14 protein-coding genes are annotated in these 15,948 nt (G+C 52.7%); 3 read left to right on the top strand and 11 right to left on the bottom strand.

Features of this window, described 5'->3' with window-relative positions:
- The 8 genes from LQZ21_RS03080 to recA all read right to left on the bottom strand — a co-directional run bounded on the left by LQZ21_RS03080 (nt 1) and on the right by recA (nt 8,167).
- A complete protein-coding gene (locus tag LQZ21_RS03080) occupies nt 1-1,908 on the bottom strand; it encodes an alpha/beta hydrolase (RefSeq protein ID WP_411042699.1) in 1,908 nt (635 codons plus the stop codon).
- Nucleotides 1,909-2,165: 257 nt separating this feature from the next.
- On the bottom strand, nt 2,166-3,185 hold the full coding sequence (gene queA / locus LQZ21_RS03075; RefSeq protein WP_411042698.1) for a tRNA preQ1(34) S-adenosylmethionine ribosyltransferase-isomerase QueA: 1,020 nt from the start codon (nt 3,183-3,185) through the stop codon (nt 2,166-2,168).
- Nucleotides 3,160-4,269: a Holliday junction branch migration DNA helicase RuvB gene (gene ruvB, locus LQZ21_RS03070; protein ID WP_411042697.1), complete on the bottom strand. Its 1,110-nt coding sequence runs from the start codon at nt 4,267-4,269 to the stop codon at nt 3,160-3,162. The genes queA and ruvB overlap by 26 nt, the downstream gene beginning before the upstream one ends.
- Nucleotides 4,270-4,358: 89 nt before the next feature.
- Nucleotides 4,359-5,129 (bottom strand): pseudouridine synthase, encoded by a 771-nt coding sequence (locus LQZ21_RS03065; protein ID WP_411042696.1) that lies wholly within the window; start codon nt 5,127-5,129, stop codon nt 4,359-4,361.
- The gene (scpB, locus tag LQZ21_RS03060; RefSeq protein ID WP_411042695.1) at nt 5,086-5,637 is read right to left on the bottom strand and encodes an SMC-Scp complex subunit ScpB; all 552 of its coding nucleotides are present in this window, start codon (nt 5,635-5,637) and stop codon (nt 5,086-5,088) included. Before scpB ends, LQZ21_RS03065 begins: the two co-directional genes overlap by 44 nt.
- A complete protein-coding gene (locus tag LQZ21_RS03055; RefSeq protein WP_411042694.1) occupies nt 5,600-6,367 on the bottom strand; it encodes a segregation and condensation protein A in 768 nt (255 codons plus the stop codon). Before LQZ21_RS03055 ends, scpB begins: the two co-directional genes overlap by 38 nt.
- The gene (folK, locus tag LQZ21_RS03050; protein WP_411042693.1) at nt 6,325-6,903 is read right to left on the bottom strand and encodes a 2-amino-4-hydroxy-6-hydroxymethyldihydropteridine diphosphokinase; all 579 of its coding nucleotides are present in this window, start codon (nt 6,901-6,903) and stop codon (nt 6,325-6,327) included. Before folK ends, LQZ21_RS03055 begins: the two co-directional genes overlap by 43 nt.
- Nucleotides 6,890-8,167 (bottom strand): recombinase RecA, encoded by a 1,278-nt coding sequence (gene recA / locus LQZ21_RS03045; protein WP_411042692.1) that lies wholly within the window; start codon nt 8,165-8,167, stop codon nt 6,890-6,892. Before recA ends, folK begins: the two co-directional genes overlap by 14 nt.
- A gap of 317 nt (nt 8,168-8,484) precedes the next feature.
- Here recA and prs point away from each other — a divergent pair, with 317 nt between their 5' ends.
- Entirely contained in the window at nt 8,485-9,591 is a 1,107-nt protein-coding gene (gene prs, locus LQZ21_RS03040; RefSeq protein ID WP_411042691.1) for a ribose-phosphate diphosphokinase, read from the top strand.
- An 81-nt stretch (nt 9,592-9,672) separates the two neighbouring features.
- On the opposite strand, the gene dtd is transcribed toward prs, so the two are convergent.
- The 3 genes from dtd to rpe all read right to left on the bottom strand — a co-directional run bounded on the left by dtd (nt 9,673) and on the right by rpe (nt 12,013).
- Nucleotides 9,673-10,122, bottom strand: a complete 450-nt coding sequence (gene dtd / locus LQZ21_RS03035; RefSeq protein ID WP_411042690.1) for a D-aminoacyl-tRNA deacylase — start codon at nt 10,120-10,122, stop codon at nt 9,673-9,675.
- A 51-nt stretch (nt 10,123-10,173) separates the two neighbouring features.
- On the bottom strand, nt 10,174-11,292 hold the full coding sequence (locus tag LQZ21_RS03030; protein WP_411042689.1) for a tetratricopeptide repeat protein: 1,119 nt from the start codon (nt 11,290-11,292) through the stop codon (nt 10,174-10,176).
- Between the two features lie 70 nt (nt 11,293-11,362).
- A complete protein-coding gene (gene rpe / locus LQZ21_RS03025) occupies nt 11,363-12,013 on the bottom strand; it encodes a ribulose-phosphate 3-epimerase (RefSeq protein ID WP_411042688.1) in 651 nt (216 codons plus the stop codon).
- Nucleotides 12,014-12,114: 101 nt separating this feature from the next.
- Here rpe and LQZ21_RS03020 point away from each other — a divergent pair, with 101 nt between their 5' ends.
- Together LQZ21_RS03020 and greA are read left to right on the top strand one after the other, a co-directional pair.
- Nucleotides 12,115-13,053 (top strand): tetratricopeptide repeat protein, encoded by a 939-nt coding sequence (locus LQZ21_RS03020; RefSeq protein WP_411042687.1) that lies wholly within the window; start codon nt 12,115-12,117, stop codon nt 13,051-13,053.
- 149 nt (nt 13,054-13,202) lie between these two features.
- A complete protein-coding gene (greA, locus tag LQZ21_RS03015) occupies nt 13,203-15,887 on the top strand; it encodes a transcription elongation factor GreA (protein WP_411042686.1) in 2,685 nt (894 codons plus the stop codon).
- Nucleotides 15,888-15,948: the final 61 nt, after the last annotated feature.

Raw genomic sequence — 15,948 nt, 5'->3', positions numbered from 1 at the left:
TTAAATAACCCGGGCCGCTACCACCGTATTAGATATGGCGAAGAGGGTTACCACCAGGGCATTAATAAATGCCCCGGTCCAAATTGACCCGGTTGCCCGGAAAAAGATTCTGGAAACAACCGCCGCTACCGGAAGGATAAACAAAAGCCCCCATAGCAGCACTCCGGCCAAGGCTGCGGTGATTTTTCCCCCGGTAAAGGGAATGAACTGGAAAACCTTGACGCCGGTATTCATCAGGGCGATATAGTCAATCAGATGCAGGACCAGGAGCCCGCCAAAACTGGCTATGACAATGAGCAGTATGTTGATCCCTTCCTTTTGATTGTTGATCCGGGTAAAGGTATTTTGACTCATGGCGCTTACCAGAAAAAAGAAAAGAAAGGACGGCAGATACCTCAGATAGATGCTCCATTTGGGAGGAGTAAGGGTTTTGATGCTCAAGGTAAAGAAACGGAAATCGGTTTTAAAAAAGTAATCGCAGAAGGTCAACATAAAATAACCCGCCGCAAATACACAGACCGCCAATACCGCTGCCCGGAACACACCCTGACCGGAAAGTTTTATTCCCATGTTTTCAAAGGTACATCCGGCTTTTTTTGCAAAGACCTTGAATACAAAAAGATAAAGGGCGACGGTGATTATTCCGGTAAGGAAATTGAGCACAAAAATCCCGTTAACACAGGGCAGGGGGAAAACCGCACTTGCGGGCATGAGTATTTTGACTGCCCTTCCCGAAGACAGGATATCGATGGAATAACCCACCGCCCAGTTGTACAAGAGCGGCGCCGGAATGAGGCCTATAATAAAAATTATGATATACCGAAGCCTGCTCTTGCCGTCGGTGACGGTGGTAAGCCCCTGGGGTTCGGCTTGTTTTATGGCGTCGAAATATGCGGTTTTCAGCAGCACGAGGCCAAGGGAGGTGATAAATACAAAAAAGGCTATCATGGAAATACCCGTCCCCAGCTGCTTGGCAAACCAACTTTGGGGAACAGAGGCAAGTTTACCTCCGGTCAAGGTAATATCAAAAAAGTCCACCACATTCCCTACCGCTCTCCCGCTAAAATGAATCATGGGGTGATCGTGGGGTGGTTGATAAACTATCCTGAATTTTCCTTGTTTCGCGGCGTTGACGGCAGCCGCACGGTCCAGGGGGACCTTCTCTCCGTAGGCATAGTAGGTATCATATTGAAAATCGGTGAATCCCATTCCCGCCTGGGCAATCTTGGTGGTATTGAGGTCGCTTCCCTTCACGGTTCCCCACATGCTTAACGCCCATTCATCAAACTGTCCGTATACCGAACCCATATTGATAGGCCAGGGCGCCAACAGGGCATTACCGTCACCATCAAGGGAAAACGCCTGGGAGGTGGGCAGTACCGCGATGGGGACCACGATATCGGGGTTGGTTTCCCGTAATTGCCAGGCCTTCGCGGCCCCCGCCTGGATAGTGGACCCGCCCATGGAATGACCCACCATACCAACCCTGGAAGAATCGGCGTAGGGCAGGGTACCGATATATTGCAGCGCCGCATAGGTACCCATATCGACATTAATCGGGTCGATCCTTTCATCGGGGAAAGTTGATCCTCCATGTCCATAGGCGTCTATGGACATAACGATGAAACCCCGTTTTGAAAGTTCCACGCAGTTTAAGTCCTGTACTTCGGCGGTATTGTTATACCCATGACAGGAGATAACCACCGGGGCGGGATTTGCCACGCTTGCACTTTTAGGCACATACAGCAAAGCCCTCATTTCCGCACCGTCCCCGGTAACATACTTGATATCGTGAATTTTGACAGATCCGGCGCTGGTATGGGCTATATTTGCGATAATCCCGCCGGCCAAGATCATTATCAGCGCAATGATCATCACTTTAATAACACCATCATTTTTTTTAGACATACCCTTTCTCCTTCTCCGCTTTGTTTCTTTCCGGCATTACCACCGGCTTTTCTCTGATCCTCTTTATCCAAGAGACAATAAAAAATGGGCATGGCAAACCTTTTGGCTGCCATGCCCATCTCTTATTCTCTTGAGCACATTACATTTTAGAGGAACATGTTAAAATAATTATAGCAGGGAACAGGCGCTTGTCAAGAAAAATTTTTTTAAATTTTAAATTTAAAAAAGAGGCTGTTTCAAAACCCGGGCGCGTTTCGTCAACGGATCAGCATCGCGTCCCCGTAGCTGAAAAACCGGTACCCCTCCCGTACCGCCTGGGCATAGGTGTCCAGGATTTTTTCCCGGCCTGCAAAGGCCGCGGCCAGCATCAGCAGGGTGGAACCGGGGGTGTGGAAATTGGTAAAAAGGGCGTCCACCACATTAAAGGAATAGCCCGGGTAAATAAAGATCGAGGTGCTCCCCTCCCCCCGTTCCAGCCGGCCTTCCCTCCAGGCCGATTCCAGGGTACGGACCGTGGTGGTTCCCACCGCGACGATCCTCCGTTTTTCCGCCTTGGCCCGCTCTATCTTATCCGCCGCTTCTTCGCCGATGGAAAAAAGTTCCTCGTGCATGGGATGGTCTTCGATATTTTCGGTCCGCACCGGCAGGAAGGTTCCCAACCCCACATGCAGGGTGATATAAGCCGTCTCCATCCCCGCCGCTTCCAGCCGCCCCAGCAACTCCCGGGTAAAATGGAGCCCTGCGGTGGGGGCCGCCGCGGAACCGGGGGGCCCGGCATAGACCGTCTGGTAACGCTCGCTGTCACCGGGGGTATCCTCCCGCTTGATATAGGGCGGCAGGGGGATATGGCCGTACCGGTCCAGCCAATCATCATCAATGATCCGGTCAAACCGGAGAAACCGGAATTCCCCCTCGGCCCCGGTGATTTCCGCGGTAACTCCGCCGGCAAACACGTAACGGCTCCCGGGACGGCGGCGGTTTGAGCGCTGAACCAGGGTTTTCCAGGTCAGGACATCCACTTTGGTAAGGAGGAGGAATTCCACCCGGGCGCCGGTTTTTTCCGCCGTTCCCGGCAGCCGGGCCTTGCGGACCCGGGAATTATTAAACACCAGCAGAGACCGGGCTTCCAAAAGCTCCGGCAGTTCCCCCACAAGGTGATGGGCGCAATGCCCCGTCCCCCGGTCCAGCACCAAAAGCCGGCTCTGTCCCCGTTCCGCCGGAGGATACTGGGCGATGAGGGCCGGGGGAAGATCAAAAAAGAAAGCCCGGGTCTTCATGGTTTTTGGGGGAAAGGTTCAGATGTTCATAGGCCCGGGCCGTTACCACCCTGCCCCGGGGGGTACGCTGGAGCAGCCCCGACTGGATAAGGTAGGGTTCGTAGTAATCCTCCAGGGTGTCCACCGCCTCCCCTACGGAGATGGCCAGGGTTTCCGCCCCCACCGGCCCGCCGTTATACCGCTCTATGATGATCCTGAGGATCTCTCGGTCATGCCGTTCCAAACCCAGGGAGTCGATCTCAAGCCGTTTAAGCCCCTCCGCCACCACCCCCCGGGTAATGGCGGCCTTTCCCATAACCTGGGCAAAGTCCCGCATCCGCCGCAGGAGCCGGTTCGCCACCCGGGGGGTTCCCCGGGCGGAAGCTGCCAACAGGGCCGCGGCGTCATCCTCAATGGCGGTCTTGAGGATCCCTGCGGAACGGCGGACTATGGCCTCCATGTCGGCCCGCTCATAAAAGGAAAAACGGCAGGTGATACCGAAACGGCTAATCAGGGGGCTTGAAACATTCCCTGCCTTGGTGGTGGCCCCCACCAGGGTAAAGGGGGGTATGGGGATCCGGATGGTCCGGGCGCTGGGTCCCTGGCCGATGATCCAGTCCAACTCATAGTCCTCCATGGCGATATAGAGCATCTCCTCAATGGCGGGCCTAAGCCGGTGGATCTCGTCGATAAAAAAAACCGTTTTTTCCGTCACCGTGGTGAGGATCCCCGCCAGGTCCTTGGGCTTATCCAGGGCCGGGGCGGAAGTTACCTTAAAGTCGACCTCCAGTTCCCGGGCCACCACCTGGGCCAGGGTCGTTTTTCCCAGCCCCGGTGGACCGATGAGGAAAAGATGATCCAGGCTCTCGTTCCGGGCCCTGGCGGCGGAGATAAAAACCCCCAGGTTTTCCTTCATCGCTGCCTGGCCCAAAAATTCCCCCAGGCTCCGGGGCCGCAGGGATAGATCCCCCTCATCTCCGGTCTGGGGAATTTCCGGATGGAGAATCGGCGGGGTCCCGGCCGGCTTATCCCCCCGGCGGCTTGCCTGGTTAGGGCGAGTCCTTTCATGGGACGATCCATCCGTCACTGTTTTTTTGATCGGCATTTTATCCCGCTCCTCTCCATGGTCAAATTGCATTAGGACCCGCGCAGAAATAACATGACCGATTAGTCATGTTATTTCTGCGCGGGTTCTTAGTTCTTACCGGTCAACTTTTCCCGTTCCCCCGGGGTAAGGGGTCTTGAGGCGCCTTCCGCCAGGGCGCCTAACCGTACCGGACCTATCCTAATCCGGTGGAGCCTTACCGGGTGCAGGTGAAAATAGGAAAAAACCCGGCGGATCTCCCGGTTTTTCCCCTCGATTAAAACAATCCGCAGGGATTTTTTTCCCAGCCGTTCTATTCCCGAAGATTGATAAAAAACCTGGTCGATTACCACACCCCGGATAAACTCCTCCACCACCCTATCGGGAATGGGACCGGAAGCTTCTACCAGATATTCTTTTTCAATTCCCGCCGAGGGATGGCTTATTTTCGCGGCAAAGCCGCCGTCATTGGTAAAGAGGATGAGCCCGGAGGAGCGGAAATCCAGGCGGCCCACATGGTAAAGCCGCTCCTTAATATTCCCGGGGAGCAGTTCCCGGGCCAGGGGCCTTCCCTGGGGATCGGAGGAACTACAGATATACAGGGGGGGCTTGTGGAGGACCAGATAGTGGAACACCCGCTCCGGCCGCAAAAGCGCCCCGTCCAGACAGACCTGCGCTTCCGGGGGTACCTTTTCGCCGGGGGTGGACACGATCCGGCCGTTTACCGAAACCCTGCCCTCGGCGATGAGCTTTTCCGAAGCCCGCCGGGAAGCCACCCCGGCATGGGCCAGGTAGACCTGCAACCTGAGGGCCTGTTCCCCCTCCGCAGGGGTGGTTTTAACCTTGTCCGTCGAGTTCAAACCGATCGCTCTCTTTTTCATCGAGTTTGGGAAGATCCGCGATAGTTTCCAAACGGAAAAATTTTAAAAATTCCCGGGTAGTTCCGTATTGGAGGGGTTTTCCGGGAATGTCTTTTTTCCCGGTTTCCCGGATCAGTTCCTTATCCAAAAGGAGCCGTATCATCGTATCCGCCTGCACCCCTCGGATCGCCTCGATTTCACTGCGGGTAATGGGCTGGGAATAGGCAATGATCGAGAGGGTTTCCAGGGCGGCCTTGGACAACTTGGACTCATTTTTTTTGCCGTACCGTTCTTTAAGGTTATCCCAGTACTCTTTTTTCGGGGATATCATCACTCCCCCGCCGATTCGGGACAGTTCCACCCCCGAATCTTCCTGGGCATAACGGTTTTCCAGGGCCTCCAGGGCCAATTTAACCACCTCCCGGGAAAGGCCGGATATGCGCGAAAGGGCGGCTTCGTCTAAGGGATCCGCCTCCAGGTATAAAATCGCCTCAATGAGCGCTGTTTCTTTCTCCAACCGTAACTCCATGGACACCCTCGTAAGGCCGAATGATTATATCCCCAAACATACGGTTCTGGAAAATAGAAACCGTCCGGGTTTTTACCGCCTCAAGAATCGCGAGAAAGGCGCATACCACATCCATAACCGATCCGTCCCGCACCAGGAGATCCGCAAAACTGCACTCCCCCCGGATTTCCAGCAATTCCGACATGAGGGCGATTTTTTCATTGATGGATACCTCTTCATAGAGGTCGATGATCTGCTCCCCCGAAAGATGCGCCATAAGGCCGGAAAAGGTTTTTAAAAGATCCCAAACATCGACTTTTTCCCAGAGGGTATCCTCCGTAAAAGGGAGGGCCCGCTGGAGTTTTTTCCGTTCGATAACCCATTCGGCCTCCCGTTCCTTTTCTTCCATAAGCTGGGAGAGTTTTTTAAATTTCTGATATTCCACGAGTTTTTCCACCAGTTCCTGCCGGGGATCCTCGGCATCCTCATCGGCCTCGATTTCCACCGGCAGGAGCATCCGGGATTTTATATAAAGCAGGGTCGCCGCCATGACGTGAAATTCCGTCAATTCCTCCAGATCCAGGGCGGTACTGTACTTCAAATAATCCAGGTATTGTTCGGTGATCTGGGCTACGGGAATATCGTAGATATTAACCTCATTTTTTTTTATTAAAAAAAGAAGCAGATCCAGCGGGCCTTCAAATTCGTTTATTCTAAAACTTCGGGCCGCGCTTGAGTTTTGGATGTCCATTTGCCATCAGTATATCCCCCCGGGCCCGCATAGTAAATACCCTGCCGGGGGAGTTCTTCCATAAAAACCCGGTAAGCCCTGCCGGTCCGGGGATCCGCCGCGTCGGGAAAAAGTTCCAGCAGGGGCACCAGGGCAAACCGGCGTTCCGTAAGCCGGGGGTGGGGAATTTCCAGTTCCGGGGGCTCGGACAGGACCAGGCTGCCGAAGAGGAGAATGTCGATATCCAGGGGGCGTTCTCCCCAGCGGCGTTCCTTTTTCCGGTCCCGGCCGAATTGGGCTTCAATGCGGTGGATATGCTCCAGTAATTCCCGGGGCCCTCCCCGGTAACGGCCCCCAAGGGCGGTATTAAGAAACCGGTCCTGATCCGTTACCTGCAGGGGATCGGTCTCGAAAAACGAAGCGACCCGTATTTCCTCAAGGACTTCCCCCAAAACCCCAAAAGCGCCCGTGAGGATCCCCCGGGAATCCCCCTGGTTTGAGCCTAAGCCCAGCACCACCGGAGTTCCGGCTGTTTCCGCGGGTTTAGAAAAGGCCATCTACCCCCCGGGAGGGGGGCCTTCCCGGACCCCGGCCCGGAACCTTCTCTTTGGCGGGGGAAACTTCCGCAGGGGGCCGGCCGGGCCCTCTTTTTTCCGCCGGGGCCTTTTTCTCCTCTATCCTATCATCCGCTGCCTGGGGGACCGGCTCTTCGGGACGCTTTTCCTCCGGGGCTTTCCGGGGAGGGGCCTTTTCGGGCGGGGAGAATTCCCGGCCGGGGAACATGAGCGGCCTGAGTTTCTGTTCCACCTCCCGGGCAAAGTCGGGGTTGGCTTCCAAATAGGCCTTGGCATTTTCCCGGCCCTGGCCGACCTTTTCTTCCCCATAAGAAAACCAGGCGCCCTTTTTGTCGATAATTTCATATTTAACCGCCGCGTCCAATAGGCTCCCAATGGCGGATACCCCCTTACCGAACATGATCTCCAGCTCCGCCTTCCTAAAGGGGGGGGCGACCTTGTTTTTAACCACCTTGACCTTGACCCGGTTCCCAATGGCGTCGGACTCCCCCTTCTCTCCCTTTTCGATGGTGTCCATCTTGCGGACCTCCAGCCGAACCGAAGCATAGAATTTAAGGGCGTTACCCCCGGTGGTGGTTTCGGGATTACCGAACATGATCCCGATTTTCATCCGGATCTGGTTAATAAAGATCAGGATGGTCCGGGATTTACCGATGGTAGCGGTGAGTTTCCGCAGGGCCTGGCTCATAAGCCGCGCCTGCAGGCCCATGTGGGCATCCCCCATATCCCCCTCAATTTCCGCCTGTGGGGTCAGGGCCGCCACGGAATCCACCACAATCACATCCACCGCCCCGGACCGGACCAGGCTTTCGGCAATCTCCAGGGCCTGTTCCCCGGTATCCGGCTGGGAAATCCACAGTTCGTCAATGTTTACCCCCAGATTTTTGGCATATATGGGATCCAGGGCGTGTTCGGCGTCCACAAAGGCGGCGATCCCCCCCAATTTCTGGGCCTCCGCAATGGCGTGGAGGGCCAGGGTCGTCTTTCCGGAAGACTCAGGTCCATAAATTTCGATGATCCTGCCCCGGGGATACCCCCCTATCCCCAGGGCCTCATCCAACAGAATGGACCCCGAGGGAATAACCTCTATCCCCGCCGCATTGGTATGATCCCCCAATTTTATCAGGGAACCGGAACCAAATTGTTTTTCTATCTGAAGCCGGGCCGTTTCCATGGCCTTTGCTTTTTCTTCCCCCGTCGCCAGGGGATTCCCCCGGGTCTTTTCAGGTCCATCTATTTTTGCCATCCTTTCCTCCTCCCTTATATAAGGCAACCATATCTATCCTGCTTTAGTGGCGGTGTCCGGAAATCCCGGTTTCCGCACAAATTCCGCTAAAAAACCATTCTCCCCCGGCGGATGAACCGCCGGTCCGTCCGCGGGAAATTGCGAGCCTTGAAACAGCCCCTGTCAATATAACCTGGTTTTCCCAAAAGCTACCGTTTGGGAAAGCCGTCATACCATAAAAAATAACACATATTTTTTTTGTTTACTATCGGTATATCCCCCTATGCAATCTTTCCCCGCCTATAGTAAACTATAACCATGAAGGGTGAAACCGTAAGATGAAGGGATTTGTCGTGACCGCCACCCGATCCATGCGGGATTATGCCTCCCGGGTTGTTTATTACCTCTCGAAATTCCCCAGTTTTGCCTCCCAAAACTTTGATCTGAACGGTGTGCAGGCCCTAAAAACGGATCGTTTCGCCGACGGTGAAATGGAAGTGGAGATCAATACCTCCCTACGGGGGAAGGATGTGGTCCTTTTTACCAGCTGCGCCCGCAATCAGGGGGGGATCGCGGTGGATGAGGCAAAAATCGAGTTATATCACACGGTGGATGCCTTAAAACGTTCCCAGGCGGAAAAAATCCTTGTTTTTGAGCCCTTTGTTTCCTGTTCCCGTTCCGACCGGACCATGCGGCGCAGCTCCGTAGGGCTTTGGGTCCATTTAAAGACCCTCGTCAGCCTGGGGACCACCCACATCATAACCTACCAGCTGCATTCGGATAAATCAAAATCCATGGTGGATCCCGCCATTTGCGCCATTGATGATATTCCCGCCCTGACCCTGCTTAAAAAACGGCTCTGTGACGTGTATATCCGGGACATCAAAACCCTGGAACAGGAGGTACGCCCCCATTGGGCCTTCTGTTCCGTGGACGCCGGGGGAGAAAAGCTGGCCCGCCGTTTTGCCAATGCCTTTGGGGCGCCCCTGGTGGTGGCCCACAAGCAGCGGGATTACTCCCGGTCCAATTCCATTGAATCCATCAATATCCTTTCCGCCGAACCCGTCGAAGGCAAGGTGCTATGGATCGTGGACGATATGGTGGATACCGCGGGATCCGTGGAAAGCCTTATCCTTGCCCTGGCTCCCCTGAAACCGGCGGAAATAAACCTCATCGCGGTACACGCTATTTTTTCTTCCCCCGCCGCGGAACGCCTTACCCGGCTCTCCTCCCAGGGCCTTCTGCGGCATATCATGGTTACCGATACGGTATGCTGCCTCGGGTCACTGCCGGAACCCATCCCCAACCTGGAGGTGGTTCCCTCGGCGGAACTATCGGCGGAGGTAATCTGTACCATCATAACCAATAACTCCATGGGGAAACTCCTGGCGGCCTTTAACGCCGAGGACTATCTGAAATCCCCGGATTTGTTTAACCAGCATTGAACCGGTTTCAAAATTTGTTTTGCTTTTCAAGGGGCTTGGAAGCGCCCGGTCAGGAAAATTGTCCCGAAAGAGGGGGAATTCCTAAAACAACTTTTTGGAATCCAGCAGTATGGTCACGGGACCGTCATTGGTATAGGAAACGTCCATGTGGGCCTGAAAGATCCCGCTTTCACAGATCAGCCCCTGTTCCCGAATTTTTTCCATAAAATATTCGTAGAGCCCTTTGGCAGCCGCTCCCTCGGCGGCATTGGAATAGGACGGCCGCCGGCCCTTCCGGGCGTCCGCCAAAAGGGTAAACTGGGAAATCGCCAGGACCGCCCCCCCGCTTTCCAAGACGGAACAATTCATCACCCCCGCGGCATCGGGAAAGATCCGTAAACCGGCGATTTTTTCCGCGAGATAGCCGGCGTCGGCTTCGCAATCCCCCTGGGCAACCCCCAGGTATACCAAAAGCCCCCGGGCGATTTTTCCGGTTTCCTCCCCTGCCACGGAAACCTGGGCATCCCGGACCCGCTGTACCACGGCTCTCATGAACCCATAACCCGCAAAACCATCTTATCCCTCCGGGAAAAGCGGAAATTATCACCGGGCATCGGGGATTCCCGACTGGTACAGGGCGATGCCTTCCAGATGTACCTCGATTCCCTGACCGTCTCCGGTAACCACCGGGATAACCCGGCCCAATACTTCCAGGGGCTTTTCGGGATTCACCGCTACGGAAAAATTAAAAAACACCGGTACTTTCCCTTCCAGGGTTCTATGGGTGTCATAACCCACAAGAAAATCAAAGGCCGTAGCGGACTCCCCGGCATCAATATCGGCCGCCATCCCCCGCCAGATCACATGGCAGTCCCGGTAAAGGCCGGGATCCCCCGCCACGGTTGCGTAGGAGAACCTATCCTTTAGGGTATCAAAGCCGGGAACCTCCAGGTAGGACATAAGCAGCCGGGCCTTGTTTTTAATCGCCTCGGAGGCATTGGATTCGATGATCCGGTTAAGCTCCACCCGGGCGGCCTCATCCCGAAGCTCGGTAAATAAGGAACGGGCCTTGTTATAGGTATCCACCACCTGATCTTTGGTTAAGATGTACCGGTAACTGCCGCTGATTTGGACCGGCGTCTGTAATTCCCCCCGCTCCAGGGCGCTTCCGGCATAACCATCCCGGGGGGAAACGGATTTAAACGGCAGCGGAATGATATTGAATTTGAGCAGCATCCCCCCACCGAGTACGATAAAGGCCAGGACGCCCAGGGACACCAGGGCTATCCGGGGGGGGAGCTTAGGCAGGGGCGGATAAAACCGGGTGAGCTTCCCCGATTCTATCCATAGCGCAAAGTCATCGGTTCCCGAATATTTCCGTATCCCGTTGAGGGCTTTTTGGGCGATCCGGTTATGCCCATCTTTATCCAGCACCTCCAGATAGATATCCAATGCCCGGTCCGTATCCCCCCGACGGAGAAAAAGAACCGCCATACCCAAAAGCACCTGGGGGTCTTGCATTCTTATTTCCCGGGCCCGCTTTAGATAGGTCAGGGCCCCGCCGAAATCACCGGCACGGAGGCACAATACCCCCACAATATAATAATATATAAAGGAGTTATGGTATCGAACGACTTCGCTTTCCAGATGATGGATAGCTTCCCCGAATTTACCGCGCCGGGCAAGCCGGAGCGCCCGGGTCAAGATAGGATCAAATTTCATTATCTTTTAACAAGGAAATCGGCATCCCGCCGGGCGGTCCGGCCAGGGGCAATTTTACCATTACCTTCCGTTACCTCCCCTTTAATTGCGATACCAGGGCCTTTTTGTCCCGGGCGTTAAAAAAGGCCGACCCGGCAACCAGCACATCCACCCCCGCAGCCCGGGCCTGGGCCGCGGTGGTCTCGTTGATCCCTCCATCCACGGAAATAAGGAAGGATAAGCCCTTCTTTTCCCGGAGCAGGACGAGGGTTTTTACCTTTTCAAGACACTCCGGAATAAGGACCTGCCCGCCGAAACCGGGATTGACGGTCATCACCAGGACCAGATCGACCAGGGGTAATAATTCTTCTATTAAAATGACCGGAGTAGCGGGGACGATACTTATCCCCGTCTTTTTTCCCAATTTCCGTATGGATTGAAGGATCCGGTGGGAATGTACCGCCGCTTCCGCATGAAAGGTGATATAATCCGCCCCGGAGCGGGCAAATTCATCGATATAATCCTCGGGCCGCCACACCATAAGGTGGACATCAAACACCGAGGAGGTATGGGGCCGCAGATCCGCGGCCATTTTGGGGCCGAAGGTCAAATTGGGAACGAAGCTGCCGTCCATGACATCTAAATGGGTCCACTCGGCCCCTGAATCATCTATATCGGCCGCCGCGGCGGCTAAATTGGAAAAATCCGCCGCCAGCACCGAGGGGGCGATAATACAACTCATAACAGGATAATACCCTTTCAAAGGGGCCTTGTAAAGAAGGAGAAAAATAGTATAATATAGAAACTATAATTTTTACCAAAATGTGTTAAACTATTCAAGTCATGAATACGGAAATATCAGTGCCGGGGCTCATTCAAAAAGCCTATGATAACCTAAAAGCCTCGGATGTAACGTCAGCCCTGCGGGTTTTAGATGAAGCCCTGGGACTGGATTATGATAATCCTGAGGTGGTTTACGGCTTAAAATGCCTTAACTGGTGGCTTGAACGGATAAAACGTTTGGATGATTTCCATGATCCCTATGACAGGGGGGGGTTTATTCTTTCCCAGTGGAAATCTTTTTATGGTTTTTTGGATCGAATCGGGGAAGGATATGACGCATGCCTTTATGCGGTGCGGCGTTTTGTTTTTTCCACCGCCCTCAAGGCCTTTGAAGATGTGTTGGGGGACGGGGTAAACCAGCATGATCCGGGATTGCTGTTACAGGTGGGATGCTGTTACAAGGGGGTCGGTAACTATGTAGAGGCCCTCAAATATATGGAACAGGCGGCCCGGTTTAGGCGGGAGGACGGAGAAACCCTCTCGGAACTGGCGGATGTCAATGCCCTGTTGGAAGAAACCAGGGTCGCCAAGGTTCTGTTTCGGGAGGCGTTTTTTACGGATCCCCAGGGGGTTAATCTCAGATCCATGGAGTCGGAGTTGATTATCCGCCTCGCGGATAGGGTAAAAGGGAAGGGATATCTGGGGCAGGAACTTTTGGAATGGATACCTATTTACGGACGCCTTTTTGGGGTATTTTCCGTCAAAAGGGAGCTAAAATCCATTGAATTAAGCCGGATAAAACAATCCATTTTTTCCCTGGAAAACGAGATCCGCGGCCGTCCCGATAACCTTTCCCTGTTGATACCCCGGCTTATCAACCGGTATTTTTGGTTAATAGACCATTATGAAAATATTCGGGAGAATCCCGGTCTTATTGAGGAGACCATGCTGAAAATAAAGCTCATCGATCCGGAAATATACGAACAGTATATGCACTAGGGGATCGTGGGGGGGCGCTTCCAAACCTTGAGTTTTGGGATCGACCCCTTAACATGATGTTTATACCGGTAAAGACACCGGGGGTATAAATTTAGTATTATAAATTTATACCCCATTTTAGATGTGCCCATGGGGCAAGGAGTTACGAGATGTCTGAAGCTCTTCTAAAAAATGTACAGGAAATGCTGAATGAGGAAAAGTGGACCAGAGCTACCCTCAGCAATTATTCAACCACCCAGTTTAAAGAGCTGGATCTCGTTCTGAAAGAAGCCGGGGAAAAGCGGGCCTATGATGAACTTAAAAAACTCTGTGATGAACATCTGATTCATACCAAAAACAGCATCATCGCCCTCTATATTTCGGGAATGATAGCCCTATCCCGGCAGATCATTGATGATTCCGCCCTGATTACCCTGGTTACCATTTTTGTGGATAACCATAAGTGGAATATTGTAAAATATCTTTGCGAACGGATCCTGGATTACGGGGAATCAAAATTTGCCCTGCGGACCCTGGGGGACTGTTATAAAAACGAAAATGAGGAAGAGGCCATCTACGGCATTTGGGAGCGGCTGGTTAAAGTTGATTATGAAGAGGCGGATCTGGCCAAATCCCTGGCGGAACATTATGAAAAACTCAGCCATCTGGACGCGGCAGTAGATTATTATAAAAAAGCCCTGCACCGGTATATCAACAAGCAGCTCTTCACCAATGTCCGGGAAATTTGGATAAAACTGCTGGAATACTGTCCCGAGGATATCGATTTCTTTCTTCATGTGCAGAAAAAGGTCTCCAAAAACATCAATGAGGAAAAGGCGGTACTCCTTTTGGAGGATGTCTACGGCTCCTGTAAACAGCGGGGTGACATCAATACCGCCATTAACATCCTCAAGATTATTCTGCAATACGATGAAAAAGATTCCCTGGCCCGGAAGGAAATCATCGAATGTTTCAAGCAGAAATACGCGAATCACAGCCAGCTGGAAGAATATATCCGTATCTCCAATCTTGCCCAAAACTGGCGTAATGTCCACGAGGCTATTTTGGATTTTGAAAAACACATCGCCTTTGATAAGGGCAATTTTGTCTACCACCGAACCTGGGGGGTCGGCCGGATTGCCGACGTACAGGGGGATGAGATCACCATCGACTTCGCGAAAAAACGGGCCCATTCCATGTCCCTTAAGATGGCGGTGAATGCCCTCCAAACCCTCTCGAAAAACCATATCTGGGTTTTAAAAGCCACCCATAAAAAAGAAAAACTCCATGACCGGGTAAAAACCGAGCCTTCCTGGGCATTACGGACGGTGATCAAAAGTTTTAACAACTCCTGTGATATTAAACGGATCAAGGCCGAACTGGTACCTTCGATATTATCCCCCGGTGAATGGACCGCCTGGAGTACCAAAATACGGGAAATCCTGAAATCGGATCCCTCCTTTGGGGTAAGCCCCGAAAATATCGATATCTTTACGGTTCGGGATCGGCCCATCAGCATTGAAGAAAAACTCTACAATGAATTTAAGGCGGAACGAAATTTCTTTGACCGGGTTTTAACCGTCCGGAACTATGCCGCCCAAAAGGATGTGGAGCTGGATTCGGAATATTTTAACGAAATGACGGCCTATTTTTTGGGGTACCTTCGGTCTTACAACCAGGTTAACGAACAGGTGGTGGCTTCGTATCTCCTTATCAAGGACCTTGCCGGTCGCTACCCCCATCTGGGAACAGGACTTTCCTTCAATTTCCTTGATATTCTCGACGGTATCGAAGACATACCGGCTTTGTTTTTTAACCTCAAGGACAATAAACTAAAAGAGGAATTCCTCCGCCATATTCAGCTTTTTGTACCCGCCTGGCCGGATATTTATATAAAACTTTTGCCCTTCGCCCTCTCCAATTCGATTGTCCTGAACCTTATAAAAGAAGGGCACGGGGAAAAACTCGTTTCCCTGGTCCAACAGTGTTTTGAGAATTTCCGGGATTACCGGGAGGCGGTGGTCTGGTTCTTTAAAAACTATAGAACCGAACCGTGGTTTGAAAAGGCCGCCATTCCCCTGGAAAAACAGTTTATTACCCTGATCCATATCCTGGATATAAGCTACCGGGAAATCGAAAATCATCGGGAAACTACAGAAAATCGCAAGATAAATAAGCAGGTATATACTATACTTTTTAAAGACGGTATGTTGGCTTCTTTTATTAATCAGGCGGACCCTGATACTATTATCCGGATTTTTACCTTTATTGAAGACGTAAAGGCGCTGGATCCGGCGGACAAATTAAACCTCCGCGGCCTTATTTTGGAAAAGGATCCGAATTTTAAATTCTTCGGGGATGTGGAAAAGAAGGTGTCCCGGGGACTCATGGTAACCGCGGCCATGTATGAGGAAAAACAGCGGTATCTTCAGCATATCATGGACGTGGAGGTTCCGGCCAATTCCAAGGAAATTGCCTATGCCCTTTCCCTGGGAGATTTACGGGAAAACGCGGAATACAAGGCGGCTAAAGAGAAACAGGAAATCCTCAATTCAACGGTGGCAAAACTGAAAGATGAGATTGAACGGGCTCAACTATTTGATCCCGCTACGGTCAATACGAGCCGGGTGTCCTTTGGAACCAAGGTTGTTCTATCCAATAAGGCCACCGGTAAAAAAGAGGAGTACACCATCCTGGGGCCCTGGGAATCGGACCCCACGAACCGGATCATTTCTTATCTTTCCCCCCTGGGTGGGACCCTTTTAAATAAAAAGGTGGGAGAAAAATTTGATTTTTCCATAAATGATGAAAAAGCATCCTATACGGTGGATCGTATCTCCGCGGTGGCTTTTTAGCCAGGGGCTGTAAAAACATCACCGGTTGAAAGCCAGGCTTTGTTAAGCAGCCCTGGATGTA

It is taken from the genome of Treponema sp. TIM-1, assembly GCF_046533115.1.
Lineage (GTDB): Bacteria > Spirochaetota > Spirochaetia > Treponematales > Breznakiellaceae > JAIRMO01.
This window is presented reverse-complemented; position numbering and strand designations above follow the sequence as displayed.